Here is an 18,305-nt window from a genome sequence, read left to right on the forward strand (position 1 = left end):
CGCTGGCAGCAAGCTGGTTGCCCCTGATGATTTGTTGCTCGGATGATCGTCAAAACCCGCGTGTGCAAAAGAATATCGATAATGAGCCGTTGGAAGTTGATTTGAAATGACATTTGCACCTTTGGTATCTGGTTGCTGACGCCTCCAATTCCGTTACAGTTCATCTTGAATTAGCACATCTGTAACATTGTCAGTCGACTTTCGTCTGGCACGACAGAGGCCCTTTCTTGTTTCAGGTGCCAAACCGGAGGAGGTCTGTTTGGTCACGAAGTCATCCAGAAGATCCGTCGGGGCGCGCGGGCCGGTGGGCGTAGCCGCATTGGCAAGACTGGCTGACGTTTCCTACGATACGCTCGAGGGAGAACTTCGCACGACCATTGCGGGTCTCGAAGGGCAGACCCTGCGCTTCGAGACTGCGATCGAGAATATTTCGCAAGGCATCTGCTTTTTCGATGCCGATGAACGGCTGATCCTGAGCAACCGGCGCTATGCGGAAATCTACCGCATTGCGCCCGAGGAATTGCGGCCTGGCGTGACACTGAGCGAAATCGTCGAACGCCGCGTCGCCGCCGGCACGGCGGCGACGGCCGCCGACACCTATCTCGCAACGGCTCGCTCGATCAATTCGGGCAAGGCTTCGCGGCTCTGGACCGCCAAACTTGTCGATGGTCGCACAATCCAGATCCGTAACCAGCCCATGCCCGATGGCAGTTGGATCGCCACGCATGAGGACATCACTGAACTTCTCGCCAATCGGCAGATCGTCGACGAGCGCATTTCGCTGCAGGCGCTGATCGACTGGGTGCCGGATTATCTCTGGGTCAAGGATACGCAAAGCCGTTTCGTCGTGGTCAACAGCGCCCTTGCGACCGATAGCGGGCGCAACAAGACCAGCGACATGATCGGTTTGACCGATTTTGATCTCCACCCCCCGGAAGTTGCGCGGAAATTTCGCCTGGTCGAGCAGCGCCTGCTCAAGAGCGGACAACCAGTGATCGACGCGGAAGAGTTTGTCGTCGATGCGTCGGGGAACGGCAAATGGCTTTCGTCGACGAAGGTGCCGTTGCGCAATCGCCAAAATGAAATCTTCGGCCTGGTTGGCATCGCCCACGACATCACCGCCCGCAAGCAGGCGGATGTCCTTCGCAGCGGGCAGGCGCAGATCCTCGAAATGATTGCCACGAGCGCGCCGCTGGAGGACGTGCTCGACCGCCTCATGCGCTTCGTCGAGGCTCAGTTGAAGGGGATATTCGGTTCCGTCCTGCTGCTCGACAAGGACGGCATTCATTTGCGTCACGGTGCGGCGCCGGGCCTGGCGAAAGCCTATACGAGCGCCATCGATGGGGCGGCCATCGGTCCCAAGGTGGGATCCTGCGGAACCGCCATCTACCGGCGGGAACCGGTCATTGTTACCGATATTCTGCAGGATCCGCTTTGGGACGATTACCGCGAACTGGCGGCACCCCATGGCTATCGTTCGTGCTGGTCAACCCCGATCCTGTCGCATCGGGGCGTCGTGTTGGGCGCCTTTGCCATGTATTCGATGACCGTGCGCGAACCCACCCATGCCGAGACCCGCCTGATCGAATTCACCACACACATTGCCGGCATCGCGATCGAGCGCAAACTGGCGGAAGACCAGATCCACTTCATGGCCAACCATGATGCGCTGACCGGCCTGCCCAATCGCGCTTTGCTGGAGGATCGGCTTTCCCAGGCGGTCCTCTACGCGCAGCGATACAATCGCTGGATGACGGTGGTGTTCATCGATCTCGACAATTTCAAACTGGTGAACGATACGTTTGGCCACAATGCCGGCGACGAACTCCTCAAGACCGTCGCCAGCCGTTTGGTTGGATGCGTGAAGGCCACCGACACCGTCGTGCGGCTTGGCGGCGACGAATTTGTCATCGTCCTGTTCGACCAAACCACCAATGTCGATGTGGTCTCGGAAACCCTGCAGACGATCAGGGATGCGATCGCGGAACCGGTTCTTGTCGGAGAGCATCGGCTGAGAACGACGGCCAGCATCGGCATCGCAAATTACCCGAAGGACGGGACCAGCCCGGATACGCTGTTGGCCAATGCCGACGCCGCCATGTATCGCGCAAAGGAATTCGGCCGCGACAATTTCCAGTTCTATGCCCCGGAGTTCAACTCAACGGCACATGAAAAATTCCTGCTTCAGGAGGAATTGCGAAACGCGCTCGCCCGGTCGGAATTCGCTCTGCATTATCAGCCACAGGTGGATCTGCGATCGGGGCATGTTTTCGCCGTCGAAGCGCTGGTGCGCTGGAACCACCCGACGCGAGGCCTGGTTTCGCCGGCGATGTTCATCCCGACCGCCGAGGAGACCGGGCTGATCGTGCCGCTCGGCGACTGGATCCTGCACGAAGCCTGCCGGCAGAACAAAGCCTGGCAGCGCGCCGGTCTGTCGCCCGTAACCGTCTGCGTCAACGTGTCGGCGCGGCAGTTCCGGGAGAAGAACCTGATCGACCGCGTCGTCAACGCATTGAAGGAAAGCGGCCTGGAGGCGAGGTATCTCGAGCTCGAAGTGACGGAAAGCCTGATCATGCAGGATTTCGAGCTGGCGGTCGCAACGATGAACGGACTGCAAAAGCTCGGCGTGCAGATATCGATCGACGATTTCGGAACAGGCTATTCCAGTCTCAGCGCTCTCAAGACGTTTCCGGTGGCGCGGCTGAAGATCGACAAGTCCTTCATCAACGATCTCGCGACCGACGAGAACGATCAAGCGGTCACTGGCGCCGTGATTTCCCTGGGGCAGAAGTTGAACCTTCGGGTGCTGGCCGAAGGTGTCGAAACGGAAGACCAGGTCGCCTTCCTGGGCAAGAACAATTGTGACGAGGTGCAGGGCAATTATTTCAGCAAACCCCTGTCGGCTGGGGATATCGGCGAGCTGATCGCGAAAGGCTGACGGCTGGCTCGCGCCGTAACCGCTGGCTGCTATTTTCCGAGCACCAAGCTCCAGTAGCGGATGGCGCTGTCGCGTCCGTCGCGTACATAGGCGAGGCCGAAGCGGCTGAAATCCGGATCGAGCATGTTGCGGCGGTGGCCAGCCGAATGCATCCATATGTCGAACAGTTTCTGCTGGTCGAAGCGGCCCTCGGCGATGTTCTCGGCGGCGGCGCCCCGCACGCCATTGTCCTTCATCCGCGACGCGAAATCCTTTCCCCAGCCCGTCGTGTGGCTCATGCGTTCGCGTGAGGCCATATAGCCGGCCTGCTGCCGAGCGGCCTGCTCGAGCTGGGCGTCCGGCACCAGCGCCGGCAGTCCGGCCGAAGCTCGGATGCCGGCCAGCGTCGCGGTGGCCGAGGACGACACACCGGCGCCTTCGCCGGTCGGCACCGAGACCGTGCTGCAAGCAGCGAGGCCGGCCATGGCTGCAAGGCCGATCAGCAGCAGGCGCCTGTTTGGTTTTGGACTTGCTGCGCCAGAGCGGGTTTGCGCGAGCGGGTGATTGGTGCTGCAGATCATTGTCATGCGAGCCTGACTTAGCGGCGATCATGGCTTTTGCCGGGCAGGGCCGCGAAAATCTCAATCGCTGGCCTCCGTGCAGGTTCGGCCGATCGATTCGAATGGGAAGGTCGGCGGCCGATGTAGTCTCGGCGCGTTGCCTCCGATCAGCGTTGCGCGTCGGTCGCCATTTTAAGCGCCAGCCCGGCAAGCACCGTGCCCATCATCCAGCGCTGGATGACCATCCATAGCGGCCGTCCGGCAAGGAAGGTCGCGATCGAACCGGCCGTTACCGCGATGATGGCATTGACGGTCAGGCTGATCGAGATCTGCGTGGCGCCGAGCACCAGAAGCTGCGACAGCACATGGCCCTTGCCAGCGAGATGAACTGCGGCAGCAGCGACAGATAAAGCACCGCCACCTTGGGGTTGAGGAGATTGGTCATCAGGCCCATCGCGAACAGCTTGCGCGGCCTATCCTTCGGCAGTTCGCGCACCTGGAATGGTGAGCGCCCGCCGGGTCGCACCGCTTGCCAGGCGAGCCATAGCAGATAGAGCGCGCCGGCAATGCGCAGTGCGTCATAGGCAAACGGCACGGCAAGCAGCAGCGCGGTGATGCCCAGCGCAGCCGATACGACATAGAACAGAAAGCCGGCCGCCACGCCGCCGAGCGAGATCAGCCCGGCCTTGGGGCCTTGCGACAGCGAGCGCGAGATCAGGTAGATCATGTTCGGCCCGGGCGTCAGCACCATGCCCAGGCAGACCAGCGCGAAGGCGAGATGGTTGGCGGTTTCGGGCACGGGCGATCTCCGGGAAGCGGTGACGATACCGAGCACGCGTTTTGACTCACCGCAAGAGCATGATGGCCGGAGACTTTGCGCCAGCGCCGAAAAATGTCGAAAGCGGCGAAGCCGTCAATTTCCCCCGCAAGGGGGAAGATCAGCAGCTTCAACCCTCAGCTCACCACGCGCAGGTTCGAGAGCTCGTTGGCGATTTCCTTGAAATTGTCGGACAGCGTGGCGCCGGTCGCGTTCCAGAACAGTTTTGCAGGCTTGCTCGGGTCGGTCGGATCCTTGCGGAAGCGCGAGTCCGACGAGCACGTCTTCAGTGCCTCCATCGCGCTCTTGTCGCCGGCGTCGGTCGTCGACATATCGAGCGCCACCGTCATCACCATGATGTTGGCCGCCTTGGCGTTGTTGCACAGCGTCGCCATCTGCTCGTTGAGCGCGGCGGTGTAGTTGCTCGACGAATAGTTGAGCTGGCCGATGGCGCTCGACGTGCCGCCGAACAGGCGGGTGACCGCAGTGCCGTTGTAGCCGACGCCGGTATAGCCATAGCCGGCATAGGTCGACTTGTTGCCGGCGGGGTCGGAACTCACCGTCGAATAGGTGTTCTCGCCGTCGGTGAGCACGATGACCACCTTGTCGTTGCCGCGCTCCGTCTCAGGACGTCCTCCTGTGAAAGGCTCCGTGCTGGAGACGGTGCGCCAGCCCCAGGCCATGCCTTCCGGCACATTGGTGTTGCCGTTGGGCGCCATAAGGTCGATCGCAGCCTTGATCTTGGTCAGCCCGGCGGCGTTGGCGACGTCGGTCAGCGGTGTGATCGGCGTGGTGGTGCAGCTGTAATTCGGACCGGCACCCGTCCCCAGCACCGGCGCGTTCATCGGCCGTGGCTGGAAATACTTGGCCATGTTGGACTGCCTGGTCTTGCCGGTGGTGCTCGCCGGATCGTCGTTCCACCAGCTGTTGGCCGCGCCATAGGTCTTGGGAGCCACCTCGTCGGGGTCCTGCGTTATGTACCAATGATTGCCCGGCTCATCCGGCGCGAACATCGGCACGAACATGGTCGCGGGATCGCCGACGCCGGTGCCGGTGTTGTTCGGTCCGCCGGAGGCCGGCGCGTCGTTGACATTATAGGGATAGGGCCGCACTTCGACGCAGCCCTGCCAGCTGGCGAACGGTCCATATGTGTCGTTGTAGTCGTATTCGTTGTGGCTGTCCGAGCATGTATGATTGGCGCGATATTTGTCGCAGACCACGCGTTTGCTGCCGACGATGCGCTCGTGGCTGGTGACCACCTTCATGTCGCGGTAGAGCGAGAAGCGGGTCAGCATCTGCCCCTCCTGCTCACCCCAGCCAGTGCCTTTCTTGTACCAGATGCCGCCGATCTTCTGGGCATATTTGTCGGCTGCGTTAAGCGTGGACCAGGCGAAATTCTCATTGTGGATGGGCGACAGCCCGTAGGCGTCGATCCACGACGCGTTGTCGTTGCTGGCGCCGACATTGACCGAGGCGGCGAACGGCACCAGGCTGAACTGGACCGGCTTGTCGATCTGCTTGATCATCGCGGCCTGCAAGGCAAGCGTGTCGACGAGCTGCTTGGCGGCTTGCTTGAGAAGGTCGATGCGCTTTTGTCCGGCACCCGTGCCCGTGTTCGACATCGACCCCGAATTGTCGAGCACCATGGCCACTTCCAGCGTGTTCTTCAGCCGGACTTGCGAACACACGGAGTAGGTGACGTTTTCCGACGTCCTGCCGATCAGCATCGCCGCTGCCGGCAGGAAATAGGGCTTGTAGACCAGGCTGGCGCACAGCTTGACGATGCCGCCGCCGGTCGTGCTGCTGGGCAGCGTAACGCTGAGCGTCGTGTCGGCGGGATCGACGTGGTTGAGGTTTGCCTTGAAGAAGTCGAGCGCATAGGCCCGCAACTGGTCGTCGGTGGCGCCTTCCACCAGCCGGCGCGCTGTGGCGAAGTTGGCGGCGTCGAGCGCGTTGACCACCCTCTGCTTCTCGCTGACCACGCCGGTGTAGTCGACAGCCATTGCCACGCCGCCCATCAGTGGCACCATCGCCACAACGGTCATCAGAGCGTAATTGCCGCGGCGGTCACGCCAGAAGTCACGCCGGAATGTGCGCCAGAGTTCACGCATGTGATGTAAGCGGCCCCGCCTGCGGATTCTTCAATGCCGCCACAGTTTCACAAAACGTTGAAGGACGGGTTTGGGAAACTGCTCGATTGCGCGGATAGCGCTTCACCAGGCGCTAACCAAATGCGCCAGCTGCCGAACGCAAAACGCCCCGCCGAGGCGGAGCGCCTTGTTCGAAAGATCGCGCCGATCAGCTGACGATGCGCAGGTTCGACAGTTCGTCGGCGATTTCCTTGAAACTTTGCGACAAGGTGGCGCCGGTCGCGTTCCAGTACAGCTTCGCCGGTTTGCTCGGGTCGGTCGGATCCTTGCGGAAGCGCGAATCCGAGGAGCATTTCTTGAGCGCATCTATGGCAGTCTTTTCCGCCGGCTTGGAACTAACAAGGTCGAGCGAGACGGTCATCAAGAGAATGTTCGAATTCTTCGCATTGGCGCAAAGGGTTTGCATCTGCTCGTCAAGCGCGGCCGTGTAGTTGGTCGCCGTATAGGTTGTCTTGGCGACGGTCGTGTTGACGAACAGGCGGGTCGCAGGCTCCACTGGCTTCGGAAAATTAGGGCCGGTGTAGCCATAGGCGGCGTAGGTCGATCCATTCTTGGCGTAGTTGCTGGTCATGTCGTTGCTGGGGCCGATGCTATAGGTGTTTGCGCCGTCGGTCAGGACGATGACCACTTTGTCGTTGCCTCTTTCGGTGTTCGGCCGGCCTTGCGTAAAAGGCTCGTTGCTCGACACCGTCCGCCAGCCCCAGGCCAGCCCTTCCGGCACGTTGGTGTTGCCCGTCGGGGCCATGGCATTGATGGCATCCGTCAGGATTTTCTTGCCATCGGTGGTGGTTATGTCCTGCAACGGCGTGATCGCGGCGGTCGTGCATGCCGAATTGGGTCCATCATCGGCCGCAGCGGCTGCTGCGTCCCAGGGCTTTGTCAGAAAATACTTACGCATATCCGCCTGGCGTTTGGCGACAGTCAGCGTGTCGGAATAATCGATCCACCAATTGTTGGCGTAACCCCACGTCGATGTGCTGGTGCGAGTTGTGTCGGTCCAGAAATTGCCAGCTTCGTCCGGCGCGAACATCGGCACGAACATGGTGGCGGGCGTGCCAGTGGTCGGCGACGTGTCGTCGTCATTATAGGGATACGGCCTCGCCTCCACGCAGCCCTTCCAGGCTTCGTATTTGGCGACGACGGAGGTCTTGCAAGTGCCGTTCGAGTTTTTCTTCGTACAGGTCGTTGCCATCATGTCCTGATAGAGGGTGAAACGCGTCATCTCCTTGTCTTTGTCAGTGCCCCAGCCCGTGCCGCGCTGGTAGTAAACGCTGCCTACTTTTTCGATCCATTTGGTGGCATTTGCTGCCGCTGTCATCGTCGACCAATCGAAGTTCTGATGATGGATCGGGGAAATGCCGGTCGTGTCCAGCCACGTCGGCAATGGAGCCGGGGGGATCGGAGCGCCGACATTGACCGACGCAGAAAACGGGACCAGCGAGAACTGCACCGGCTTGGTCACCTGCTTCATTTGTGCGGCCTGGAGCGCCATTGTATTGACAAGCTCCGTCGCGGCCTTCTTGAGCAAATCTATTCGCGGCTGGCCGGTGCCGGAGCCGTTGATGCTCATGGAGCCGGAATTGTCGAGCACGAGAGACACTTCCAGCGTGTTTTTGAGGCGGATCTCCGAGCATGCCGATGTTGTGACGTCGGCGGCGGTTCTTCCGATCATCATGGCCGCTGCCGGCAGGAAATAGGGGTGGTACGTCAATTCGGCGCACAGCTTCAGCGTGCCACCACCTGCGTTGTTGTTGGGAAGCGTCACCGTCAGGGCCGTATTGGCTGCTTTGACGCGGCCGAGATTGGCTTCGAAGAAATCCTTCGCATAGGCCTTGACTGCCGTGTCGGTCGCCCCGGTGACGATCTGCTGTGCCGTGGCAATCCCGGCGGCATCCAGCGCGTTCAGCATGTTCTGCTTTTGGCGCAAGAGATCGGTGTAGTCGATGGCAAGCGCCAGCGCGCCCATCAAGGGCACCATGGTGATCACTGTCATCAAGGCATAGTTGCCGCGTCTGTCGTTCAGAAATCTGCGGATCATGCCTTCAGCACCCCTGCCAGGACCCCAATATCGGTCCGAAGATGCCCACAAAATCGTTAAATTTCAGGTTGCTGAAATGCGTTCAACATAGGCCCATCTTTTCAAGGCTCGTTAACCACTCGGCCCTGGTGATCAGCGGTGCGACATTGTTTCGATAGACCGAAGCTCGGAGAAGGGTGGTTCCTGCCTGTGCAACCTTCGATCAGCCCGTTGCGCAACAGCCTGGCAAGTGCCGAAAAGCTGGTGACAGGATGAAACGCTTCGGTTAATGCGGGGCCGGTTGCGGCGGACCGTCGGCTGCAGCTCTCGCAATGATCGTCACAGCAGGTAAACGGCATGGCGGATTCGCCTGATATCATCGGCTCGCTCGCGGATTTGTCGGGCGCCTACTCGGCCATCCTGTGCGATGTCTGGGGCGTGATCCACAATGGCGAATGGCATTTTCCGGCGGCTGCCGAAGCGCTTGCCGCCGCGCGTGCGGCGAAGGTCCCGGTCGTCCTGATCACCAACTCGCCGCGCCGCAATGCCGATGTGGTGGCGCAGATGAATGCGATCGGCGTTCCCGCCGCCGCCTACGACCGCGTCGTGACCTCAGGCGATGTGACCCGCGACCTTATCGCCGAAGGCCCACGAAAAATCTTCCATATCGGCGCCGACCGCGATTTCACCCTCTATGACGGTCTGGACGTCGAGCTCGTCGAGGAGTTCGAGGCCTCCGGCGCGGTCTGCACCGGGCTGTTCGACGACGAGGTGGAAACGCCTGAGGATTACGCCGATCTGCTGCGCCGGCTGCGCGCCAGGAACCTGCCTTTCATCTGCGCCAATCCCGACATCGTGGTCGAACGCGGCGAGCGCATGATCTGGTGCGCCGGCGCCTTGGCGCGCGACTATGCCCAGCTTGGCGGCCGCACGCTGATCGCCGGAAAACCTTATGCGCCGGTCTATGACGTAGCGCTGCGGGAGGTTGCCGTGCTTCTCGGCCGAGACGTCGCGCGCACCGAGGTGCTGGCCATCGGCGACGGCATGATGACCGACGTCAAGGGCGCCGCCGACAACGGCATCGACGTGCTTTACGTCTCGGGCGGCATTCACGCGCGCGACTATGGCGATCCCATGCAGCCGGACCCCGCCAGGCTTGCAGCCTTTCTGCAAAAGCACGGCTACCGGCCGGTCGCCGTCATTCCGAGACTGCGGTAGGGTTGCTGCATGAGCGCAGCTTTCGAACACATTTCAGCAACCGCGCCGCTGCCGCCGCATTTGCGCGGCGGCGTGGTGGCGATCGGCAATTTCGACGGCGTCCATCGCGGCCACCAGGCGGTGCTCGATCGCGCGCTTGCCGAAGCCGGGCGGCGCGGCGTGCCGGCGCTAGTGCTGACCTTCGACCCGCATCCGCGCAAGGTGTTCAGGCCCGATATGCCGCTGTTCGTATTGACGCCGCCGCCGATGAAGGCGCGGCTGCTGTCGCATCTGGGCTTTGCCGCACTCGTCGAACAGCCGTTCACGCGCGCCTTTGCCGGCCTGTCGGCCGAGGCTTTCGTGACCGATGTGCTAGAGACGAACCTCGGCATCACCCATGCCGTCACCGGCTTCGATTTTCACTTCGGCAAGGACCGGCAGGGCGGTCCTGCGTTTCTGATGGCGGCAGGCGAGCGCCATGGTTTCGGCGTCACCCTGGTCGACGCCTTTCGCGACGAGGGCGCCGAGGTGGTGTCGTCGAGCCGTATCCGCGAGCTGCTCTGCGAGGGAGAGGTCGCCGAGGCCGCAGGCCTGCTCGGCTACCGCTTCACCGTCGAAAGCGAAGTGATCGGCGGCCAGCAGCTCGGCCGCACGCTCGGCTTCCCGACAGCCAACATGAGGCTTTCGCCGGAAACGACTCTGAAGGAAGGGATTTATGCCGTCCGCTTTCGCCGCGCCGACGGCACGCTCTATGATGGTGTCGCCAGCTTCGGGCGTCGACCGACTGTCGACGACAATGGCGCGCCGCTGCTCGAAACCTTCGTCTTCGACTTTGCCGGCGATCTCTATGGCGAGATCTGCGACGTATCGCTCTTCGGCTTTTTGCGTCCCGAGGTGAAGTTCGATGGGCTCGATGGGCTGGTGGCACAAATGAAGCGCGACGAGGCGGAGGCGCGCGCGCTGCTGGCCGGCGTCAGGCCGCTTTCGGATCTGGACGGCGCCATCGCTTTTTGAGCCTTCCGGCCGCTTACCTCTTCAAACCCTTACTTCTTCAACGCCAGTCCGAGAGCGATGAAGCTCCAGCCCTGGAAGATCAGGTCGATGGCCAGGAACACGCCGAGCACCCACAGGCTGTTGACCGGCCAGCCCATGGCGATGGTCAGCCCCGCCAGCACGCTGATCAGGCCCGCCGCGACGACCCAGCCCCAGCCCTTTTCCGGTCGGTGGCTATAGCCGACCCAGGCCCTGAGCGCGCCTGAAGCGACCAGCGCCACCGCCAGCAGCAAGGTCAGCACCGTCGAGGCCAGCAGCGGATTGTCGAAGGCAAAGAAACCGGCAACGGCATAAAGTAGGCCGCTGAGCAGCCAATAGAAGAAGCGACTCCAGGTCTTCACGCCGAAGGCATGCACGATCTCGATGATGCCGGCCATCAGCATCAGCCAGCCCACGACATAGACCGAGGCGACGGTGGCGATGAACAGATTGCCGAAGGCAATGCCGCCGAAGATGAGCAGCAGCACGCCGAGCGCGACGAACCACCCCCATTTGTCCCGTGTCCGGCCGATCGCATCTTTGAGGGTATCACCGTGCAGGGTCATGGCTGCATCTCCTCGAAATCGCCTGGCACCTTGCCGGGAGGTTAGCCCCGGCTGTAGCGGACGTCCAGCCGATGGCGACGGCTAGCAAACAAACAAAGCGTCGGTGGCTTGAGGTTCGCGCGTACGTGTCAATTTATGGCAGCCCACCCAGTCACAAGGACGAGGACAAGCGTGACGATCGCTCCAGAGACGTAGACGATCGTTCTGACACTGCCACCCTTGGCGGCATTGCCGCCGCGTAGGTAAACCCCCAGGTGAAGCAGGCGTATCGCCACATGAACCCAGACAATGGTCGCCAACGTGGCCGACCCAACGCCAACCATCATGGCCAGCACCGCCGGGACGACAAAAGGCGCCAGCGCCTCGACCGAGTTCATATGCACGCGGTCGATCCTGTAGAGGAGATTGGCGTCGTCGGCCGGGATCACCGGACCGGAAAGCGCTCCGGCAAATCCCTTGGACGAACCCGAGTAAACCGCCAGCGCGACTGACAAAAGACAGAGGATCAGTACACCGAGGATGCTTAGCCAATAGGGTTCCATAATTGTGCTCCTTCAGGTCACCTTGCTGGCAAAAAGATCTTGGAATCGCCTGAGATACAGCGGCCAGCCTCGATCACCGTCAATCCCAAAGCGCACGCCTTCCCAGCCTTCGCCATGACGTTCGAGATTGCGATGCTCGATCTCGACGCGGGTCCGGCTATTCGTCTCCGCCGTAAACCGGACTTCCCACTCGCTGGTCCTGTCCGGATTGGTCTCGATCTGCCATTGAGGGCTGATATCCCAACTCAGAAGCAGTCGGTTCGGCGGCTCGTAGGCCAGCACCCGTGCCCAGCGGCACTCGCTGCCATCCACACCGCGGTCGTAGACGTGACCGCCAACGCGGGGTTCGAAGATCGTCTCCGCGATCGGCACCGCAAGCAGGTTATGCTCTTTGGGTTTGAAACTGCCGAAGTCCTCGGTGAAGACCTTGAAGGCATGTGCGATCGGAGCCTCGACAAGGATGGAGTGCCTCACGGGCGGTTGATGTGTGCTCATTCCTGCTCCTTCAAGGGCTGTTCGACGACCACTTTGTGGGCCGCCAAGGTCTTGCTCCAGAACCGGTCGAGTTCGGCGCGCAGGCTGGCCAAGCCTTCCGGTTCGACCCGGTAGATGCGTTGCTTGCCTAGCCGTGTGTTGGCCACGAGGCCGGCGTCCTTGAGCACCTTCAGGTGCTGCGAGACCGCCGGCCGGGTGACAGGAAGCGCACGAGCCAATTCCCCGACCGAACAGGGTTGTTCGACCAGCAGTTCGAAGATCGTCCGCCTGGTCGGGTCGCCAAGCGCGGTCCATCTGTTCATGTTAGTCTTCACTAACGCGAATTTAGGCAACCTCGCTATTTCTGTCAACTCGCCACAGGCCCGGCGGCGCCCTGTTCAAATGGGCCACAGCGCAAAAAACAGGGTCGCAGTTGCCGCCACTGCTGTAGATTTTAAGTCAAATTTTACCGAACCGGCGCCATGGCTTTGGCTGCCGGGTGTTCTCTCCGTTTGTTTCGCGTATGGGGTGATGATGCGTATTGTCTGGACGATTCCGCTGTTTCTCGCCTCGGCGCTGCTCACTGTGTCCACCGCCAATGCGGGCGAGGGTGCCTTCGGCTGGATGTCCGGCGACTGGTACCTGACGCTTGGCGCCACCGGCATGGTCGCGCCGAAACTCGAGGGCTCCAACAGCTATCTGCTCAGCGCATCTCCGATCATCTCGCTGGGCAAGGCCGGCCCGGCCGCGCGCTTTACCTCGCGCAACGACAACATCTCGCTGGCGCTGGTCGACGATGGCGGCGTCCGCGCCGGCCTGACCGGAAAATTCCTGTTTTCCCGCGACAGCAAGGATGAGCTCAAGGGCCTCGACCCGGTGCGCTGGGGCGGTGAGGTCGGCGGCTTCTTCGAAATCTATCCGACGGACTGGCTGCGCGCCCGCGCCGAACTGCGCCATGGCATTCGTGCCCATGATGGCTTTGTCGCCGACATCGCCGCCGATGCTTTCTACGACGTGACGCCGACTGTCAGAATTTCGGGCGGACCACGCGTGTCCTTTGCCTCGTCGGGCTATTTCGACTCTTATTATGGTGTCAACGCCAAGGAGGCTGCGGCCTCGGGCCTGAGCGAATACCATCCTGGCGGCGGCCTGAAATCGACCGGCCTTGGTGGCGCCATCACCTGGAAGGTGACCGATCCGATGACCGCCAGCCTGTTCGGCGAATATGCGCGCCTGATGGGCCCGGCCGCCGATTCCAGCCTGGTCAAGGAGCGCGGCGACCGTAACCAGTTCACGGTCGGCGTCTCGACCACCTATCGCTTCGACTTCGCGATGTAAGTGAATCGAACAAGAGACGCTTTATTCCTGCGGCTTTCTCCGCTAAAAGCCCGGCAATGACGAGCTTTTCACGCCTTCGCGCGCTGACGATACGAATTACAGGCCCGGTGTTCCGGGCGGCCTGAGCGCCGCCGGAGCCGCCGGGAGTTTTGCGCGCCCCCTCGCGCTTTTCCAATCATGATAGTTCACGCCCGAGCTTTTACGCCCGCCGGGCAATGCATATGGCAGACCAATGACCGACACTGTTGAAACGATCGACTATTCCAAGACGCTTTATTTGCCGCAGACGGATTTCCCGATGCGCGCCGGCTTGCCTGAAAAAGAGCCGCTGCTGGTCAAGCGCTGGCAGGATATGGACCTTTACGCCAAGCTGCGCGAGGCGGCCGCCGGCCGCGAAAAATACGTGCTGCATGACGGCCCGCCCTACGCCAACGGCAACATCCATATCGGCCACGCGCTGAACAAGATCCTCAAGGACGTCATCACCCGCTCGTTCCAGATGCGCGGCTACGACTCCAATTACGTGCCCGGCTGGGACTGCCACGGCCTGCCTATCGAATGGAAGATCGAGGAACAGTACCGCGCCAAGGGCAAGAACAAGGACGAGGTGCCGGTCAACGAGTTTCGCAAGGAATGCCGCGACTTCGCCGCGAACTGGATCACGGTGCAGGGCGGCGAGTTCCAGCGGCTCGGCGTCGTTGGCGATTTCAAGAACCCCTATACGACAATGGCTTTCCACTCGGAGTCGCGCATCGCCGGGGAGTTGTTGAAGTTCGCCATGTCGGGCCAGCTCTATCGCGGCTCCAAGCCGGTAATGTGGAGCGTCGTCGAGCGCACCGCACTGGCCGAGGCCGAGATCGAATACCAGGACTATGAGTCCGACACGATCTGGGTGAAGTTCCCGATCGTCGGCGCTGGATCAGGAAGAACTGTCACGACACCCGAGTTGGGTGGCGCTTGGGAAGCTATCAAGGAACTGAGGGATGCCCACGTCGTCATCTGGACGACAACCCCGTGGACGATCCCCGGCAACCGTGCCGTCAACTATTCGTCACGGATCGGCTACGGCCTTTATGAAGTTACCGCAGCCGAAAATTCGTTCGGTCCACAGCCCGGTGAAAAGCTGATCTTTGCAGATGCGCTTGCCGAAGACTCTTCGGCCAAGGCCAAGGTCACCTTGAATCGCCTTCGCAGCGTTTCGGTCGAAGAGCTTGGAAGCCTTACACTTTCACATCCCTTCAAAGGTCTCGGCGGCGGCTACGAATTCGCCGTGCCGATGCTGGCCGGCGATCATGTCACCGGCGACGCCGGCACCGGCTTCGTCCACACCGCGCCCGGCCATGGCCGCGAGGACTTTGATGCCTGGATGGATGCGGCATCGGATTTGCGCGCACGTGGCATCGACCCTGCCATCCCCTTCACTGTAGATGATGCCGGCTTCTTCACCAGGGACGCGCCGGGTTTTGGCCCGGATCGCGAAGGTGGCGCCGCGCGTGTCATCGACGATAACGGCAAGAAGGGCAATGCCAATCAGGCGGTCATCGACGAACTGATCAAGCGCAACGCGCTGTTCGCGCGCGGCCGGCTGAAGCATTCCTACCCGCATTCCTGGCGGTCGAAGAAGCCGATCATCTTCCGCAACACGCCGCAATGGTTCGTCTATATGGACAAGGACCTCGGCGACGGCACGACGTTGCGCAGCCGTGCGCTGAAGGCGATCGACGACACACGCTTCGTGCCGGCGGCCGGCCAGAACCGTATCCGCGCCATGATCGAGGAACGCCCGGATTGGGTCTTGTCGCGCCAGCGCGCCTGGGGCGTGCCGATCGCCGTCTTTGCCGACGAGGACGGCAATGTGCTGAAGGACGAAGCCGTCAACCAGCGCATCATGGACGCATTCGAGAGGGAAGGCGCCGACGCCTGGTTCGCTGCCGGCGCCAAGGAGCGTTTCCTCGGCAATCACGAGGCCTCCAAATGGAAGCAGGTGATGGACATCCTCGACGTCTGGTTCGATTCGGGCTCGACGCATGTCTTCACGCTGGAAGACCGTCCGGACCTGAAATGGCCGGCCGACGTCTATCTCGAAGGCTCCGACCAGCATCGCGGCTGGTTCCACTCCTCGCTGCTCGAAAGCTGCGGCACCAGGGGCAGGGCACCTTACGACACCGTCGTCACCCATGGCTTCACCATGGATGAGGAGGGGCGAAAGATGTCGAAATCGCTCGGCAACACCGTCGTGCCGCAAGACGTCATCAAGCAGTCCGGCGCCGACATTCTGCGGCTATGGGTGGTGACGACGGATTATTGGGAAGACCAGCGTCTCGGCAAGAACGTGCTGCAGACCAACATCGACGCCTACCGCAAGCTCCGCAACACCATCCGCTGGATGCTGGGCACGCTCGCCCATGACGATGGCGAGGAGGTGCCGCTGGACAAGATGCCGGAACTGGAGCGGCTGATGCTGCATCGGCTGGCCGAGCTCGATGAGGTCGTGCGCTCGGGCTACGACGCGTTCGAGTTCAAACGCATCACCCGCACTTTGCTCGACTTCATGGTGGTCGAGCTGTCGGCCTTCTATTTCGACATCAGGAAGGACGCGCTCTATTGCGAGGGACCCGCCAGCGTGAAGCGCAAGGCCTCGGTGCAAGTGGTGCGCCACCTCTTCGACTGCCTGGTGAAATGGCTGGCGCCGATGCTGCCCTTCACCACGGAAGAAGCCTGGCTCGACCGTCATCCGGATGCTGTCTCGCTGCATCTCGACCAGTTCCCCGAGATTCCGGCCGACTGGAAGAACGAGGCACTGGCGGAAAAATGGCGCAAGGTGCGGCAGGTCCGCCGAGTCGTCACCGGCGCGCTTGAGATCGCACGCGCTCAGAAGGTCATCGGTGCCTCGCTGGAAGCCGTGCCGGTCGTGACCCTCGACGATGCCGCGCTTGAAGCCGCGATCGCCGATGTCGACATGGCCGAAATGGCGATCACCAGCGATCTCGTCATCGCCCATGGCAAGGCGCCGGAAGGCGCCTTTGCGCTCGACGACGTCAAAGGTGTCGCGGTGGTGGTCGAAAAGGCCGAGGACCGCGGCTTGGTCAAATGCGCGCGTTCGTGGCGCTATACCGCCGATGTCGGGCAGGACGTGGAATTCCCCGACGTGTCTGCCCGCGATGCCGCCGTGCTGCATGAACTCAAGGCTCTGGGACGTTTGTGACTGCTCATAAGCCGGTGCACAAATGCCACGCCGCGTGGGCGAAAACCGCCCGCGCGTTGCCCTTAACGAGTGGTTGAGATAAACACGCGAAACTCCGGAAGACAAATTGTCGCCGGAATTCCGTCGCAAGAGCGTGGACGATGGGGACCGGGCCTTTGGCCGGTGACGATCGAGAGGCTGTCTAGAGTGGGACTTTTTGGCATGATCGACAGAACTTCCGTGCGCGTTGCGCTGCTGGCGCCGCTTGTCGCGTCCGGCCTCGCTCTGTCCGGTTGCATGGGTTCGCCGACCTACGGCACCGACAAGACGGCTGGCGAGCAGCTTGCCGGCGACCTTTCGGGCGCCTTCGCCATCACGCCCAAGCACAAGGAACAGATCGACTACAGGCCGCGTCCGGAGTTGGTAAAGCCGGCGCCGGGGCAGAAGGAAGTGCTGCCGCCGCCTCAGGAAAGCATCGAGACGGCGAGCACCGATTGGCCCGAATCGCCCGAGCAGCGCCGCGCCCGCCTGCGTGCCGACGCCACTGCCCACCAGGACGACCCGTCCTATCAGTCGGGGATCGTCGACGACGTGCAGACCGATCCGGCTTCCGTGAAGAAGGCGCTGGCGGATTCGGGCTCAAGCCACCCGCCGGCCTGGTCGCCGAAGGATTCAGACAAGGGCCGCGCCGCCGAGATCCAGCGCCGCACCGCAGAGCAAAAGCAGGGCGATCCCAACACTCGCAGATACCTGAGCGAGCCGCCTCTGGCCTATCGAGCTGCCTCCGACACGGCGCCGCAGGGCGAACTCGGCGAGGATGAATACAAGAAGGAACGCCGCCTCAAGAAGGAAGCGGCCGCCAAGGGCAAGAGCGGCGGGCTCTTCGACTGGCTGCCCTCCTGGTAGGAACCGTCGCCTTCGGTAGCTGAAGGCTCTACGTTTCGCGTCTTTCCCGAAAGAAGTCCCTGAGCAGCAGCGCCGCATCGGCTTCGGCCATGCCCGGATAGATGTCGGGCGTATGGTGGCAGGTCGGCGAAGCGAAGAAGCGCACGCCGTTGACCACCGCGCCGCCCTTCTCGTCGGCCGCGCCGAAATAGAGCCGGCGCAGCCTGGCGAAGGAAATGGCGCCGGCGCACATGGCGCAGGGTTCCAGCGTCACATAGAGGTCGTGGCCGGTCAGCCGCTCGCTGGAGAGCGTTTGGCAGGCCGCGCGGATGGCCAGCATTTCGGCATGCGCCGTCGGATCGGCAAGTTCGCGGGTGCGGTTGCCGGCGGATGCCACCACCGTGTCGCCGCTGGCGATGACGGCGCCAACCGGAACTTCTCCGCGCAAGGCGGCGGCTTGCGCCTCTTTCAGCGCCAGCGCCATGAAATCCGGCCGCTTCACGCGGTTTCCATTCCGATTATCTCCTCGCCACTTGGCGGTGATCCTGTTATGGAGCGCGTCAACCCGAATATCGGAACAGATTTTCGGAAATGATCATGCGCCAAATCAAAGTGCTATAGCGTCC

14 protein-coding genes and 1 pseudogene are annotated in these 18,305 nt (G+C 61.9%); 6 read left to right on the forward strand and 9 right to left on the reverse strand.

Features of this window, described 5'->3' with window-relative positions:
- Positions 1-319 precede the first annotated feature (319 nt).
- Entirely contained in the window at positions 320-2,938 is a 2,619-nt protein-coding gene (locus NKI05_RS15135) for an EAL domain-containing protein (protein ID WP_245261944.1), read from the forward strand.
- A 29-nt stretch (positions 2,939-2,967) separates the two neighbouring features.
- Here NKI05_RS15135 and NKI05_RS15140 read toward each other — a convergent pair whose 3' ends face one another.
- From NKI05_RS15140 to NKI05_RS15155, 4 genes and pseudogenes are all read right to left on the reverse strand, one after another.
- Positions 2,968-3,498 (reverse strand): CAP domain-containing protein, encoded by a 531-nt coding sequence (locus NKI05_RS15140; protein ID WP_023689553.1) that lies wholly within the window; start codon positions 3,496-3,498, stop codon positions 2,968-2,970.
- A 146-nt stretch (positions 3,499-3,644) separates the two neighbouring features.
- Positions 3,645-4,276: pseudogene (locus NKI05_RS15145) on the reverse strand (LysE family translocator).
- A 155-nt stretch (positions 4,277-4,431) separates the two neighbouring features.
- Entirely contained in the window at positions 4,432-6,405 is a 1,974-nt protein-coding gene (locus NKI05_RS15150; RefSeq protein ID WP_023816294.1) for a pilus assembly protein, read from the reverse strand.
- A 187-nt stretch (positions 6,406-6,592) separates the two neighbouring features.
- Complete coding sequence (locus NKI05_RS15155; protein ID WP_023816293.1) at positions 6,593-8,482, reverse strand: pilus assembly protein; 1,890 nt, start codon at positions 8,480-8,482, stop codon at positions 6,593-6,595.
- Between the two features lie 336 nt (positions 8,483-8,818).
- On the opposite strand from NKI05_RS15155, the gene NKI05_RS15160 reads away from it, so the two are divergent.
- Positions 8,819-9,679 carry a TIGR01459 family HAD-type hydrolase gene (locus tag NKI05_RS15160; protein WP_023671533.1) on the forward strand — a complete coding sequence of 287 codons (861 nt, stop codon included), beginning with the start codon at positions 8,819-8,821 and terminating at the stop codon, positions 9,677-9,679.
- A gap of 9 nt (positions 9,680-9,688) precedes the next feature.
- Positions 9,689-10,672, forward strand: a complete 984-nt coding sequence (locus tag NKI05_RS15165) for a bifunctional riboflavin kinase/FAD synthetase (protein ID WP_023682976.1) — start codon at positions 9,689-9,691, stop codon at positions 10,670-10,672.
- A gap of 29 nt (positions 10,673-10,701) precedes the next feature.
- Here NKI05_RS15165 and NKI05_RS15170 read toward each other — a convergent pair whose 3' ends face one another.
- The 4 genes from NKI05_RS15170 to NKI05_RS15185 form a co-directional block, all read right to left on the reverse strand.
- The gene (locus tag NKI05_RS15170; protein WP_352792565.1) at positions 10,702-11,256 is read right to left on the reverse strand and encodes an HdeD family acid-resistance protein; all 555 of its coding nucleotides are present in this window, start codon (positions 11,254-11,256) and stop codon (positions 10,702-10,704) included.
- A 128-nt stretch (positions 11,257-11,384) separates the two neighbouring features.
- Positions 11,385-11,798 carry an MAPEG family protein gene (locus NKI05_RS15175; protein ID WP_023671536.1) on the reverse strand — a complete coding sequence of 138 codons (414 nt, stop codon included), beginning with the start codon at positions 11,796-11,798 and terminating at the stop codon, positions 11,385-11,387.
- Between the two features lie 12 nt (positions 11,799-11,810).
- The gene (locus NKI05_RS15180; RefSeq protein WP_023730459.1) at positions 11,811-12,293 is read right to left on the reverse strand and encodes an SRPBCC family protein; all 483 of its coding nucleotides are present in this window, start codon (positions 12,291-12,293) and stop codon (positions 11,811-11,813) included.
- A complete protein-coding gene (locus NKI05_RS15185; protein WP_050594119.1) occupies positions 12,290-12,595 on the reverse strand; it encodes an ArsR/SmtB family transcription factor in 306 nt (101 codons plus the stop codon). Before NKI05_RS15185 ends, NKI05_RS15180 begins: the two co-directional genes overlap by 4 nt.
- A gap of 211 nt (positions 12,596-12,806) precedes the next feature.
- On the opposite strand from NKI05_RS15185, the gene NKI05_RS15190 reads away from it, so the two are divergent.
- From NKI05_RS15190 to NKI05_RS15200, 3 genes are all read left to right on the forward strand, one after another.
- On the forward strand, positions 12,807-13,610 hold the full coding sequence (locus tag NKI05_RS15190; RefSeq protein WP_023816290.1) for a MipA/OmpV family protein: 804 nt from the start codon (positions 12,807-12,809) through the stop codon (positions 13,608-13,610).
- 232 nt (positions 13,611-13,842) lie between these two features.
- Positions 13,843-16,815, forward strand: coding sequence for an isoleucine--tRNA ligase (ileS, locus tag NKI05_RS15195; RefSeq protein WP_352792568.1), 2,973 nt, complete (start codon positions 13,843-13,845; stop codon positions 16,813-16,815).
- Between the two features lie 201 nt (positions 16,816-17,016).
- On the forward strand, positions 17,017-17,700 hold the full coding sequence (locus NKI05_RS15200; RefSeq protein WP_023682973.1) for a hypothetical protein: 684 nt from the start codon (positions 17,017-17,019) through the stop codon (positions 17,698-17,700).
- Positions 17,701-17,728: 28 nt separating this feature from the next.
- Here NKI05_RS15200 and NKI05_RS15205 read toward each other — a convergent pair whose 3' ends face one another.
- On the reverse strand, positions 17,729-18,181 hold the full coding sequence (locus tag NKI05_RS15205; RefSeq protein WP_023816287.1) for a nucleoside deaminase: 453 nt from the start codon (positions 18,179-18,181) through the stop codon (positions 17,729-17,731).
- Positions 18,182-18,305 lie beyond the last annotated feature (124 nt).

Origin of the sequence: Mesorhizobium sp. M0771, from assembly GCF_040320155.1 — a bacterium.
In the GTDB taxonomy this organism is placed as follows: domain Bacteria; phylum Pseudomonadota; class Alphaproteobacteria; order Rhizobiales; family Rhizobiaceae; genus Mesorhizobium.

Bases quoted from the DNA above. Each gene is read 5' to 3' on its own strand.
- NKI05_RS15200 (WP_023682973.1), top strand. From the start codon at position 17,017: ATGATCGACAGAACTTCCGTGCGCGTTGCGCTGCTGGCGCCGCTTGTC.
- NKI05_RS15165 (WP_023682976.1), top strand. From the start codon at position 9,689: ATGAGCGCAGCTTTCGAACACATTTCAGCAACCGCGCCGCTGCCGCCG.
- NKI05_RS15175 (WP_023671536.1), bottom strand. From the start codon at position 11,798: ATGGAACCCTATTGGCTAAGCATCCTCGGTGTACTGATCCTCTGTCTT.
- NKI05_RS15170 (WP_352792565.1), bottom strand. From the start codon at position 11,256: ATGACCCTGCACGGTGATACCCTCAAAGATGCGATCGGCCGGACACGG.
- NKI05_RS15155 (WP_023816293.1), bottom strand. From the start codon at position 8,482: ATGATCCGCAGATTTCTGAACGACAGACGCGGCAACTATGCCTTGATG.
- ileS (WP_352792568.1), top strand. From the start codon at position 13,843: ATGACCGACACTGTTGAAACGATCGACTATTCCAAGACGCTTTATTTG.
- NKI05_RS15140 (WP_023689553.1), bottom strand. From the start codon at position 3,498: ATGATCTGCAGCACCAATCACCCGCTCGCGCAAACCCGCTCTGGCGCA.
- NKI05_RS15185 (WP_050594119.1), bottom strand. From the start codon at position 12,595: ATGAACAGATGGACCGCGCTTGGCGACCCGACCAGGCGGACGATCTTC.
- NKI05_RS15180 (WP_023730459.1), bottom strand. From the start codon at position 12,293: ATGAGCACACATCAACCGCCCGTGAGGCACTCCATCCTTGTCGAGGCT.
- NKI05_RS15150 (WP_023816294.1), bottom strand. From the start codon at position 6,405: ATGCGTGAACTCTGGCGCACATTCCGGCGTGACTTCTGGCGTGACCGC.
- NKI05_RS15160 (WP_023671533.1), top strand. From the start codon at position 8,819: ATGGCGGATTCGCCTGATATCATCGGCTCGCTCGCGGATTTGTCGGGC.
- NKI05_RS15190 (WP_023816290.1), top strand. From the start codon at position 12,807: ATGCGTATTGTCTGGACGATTCCGCTGTTTCTCGCCTCGGCGCTGCTC.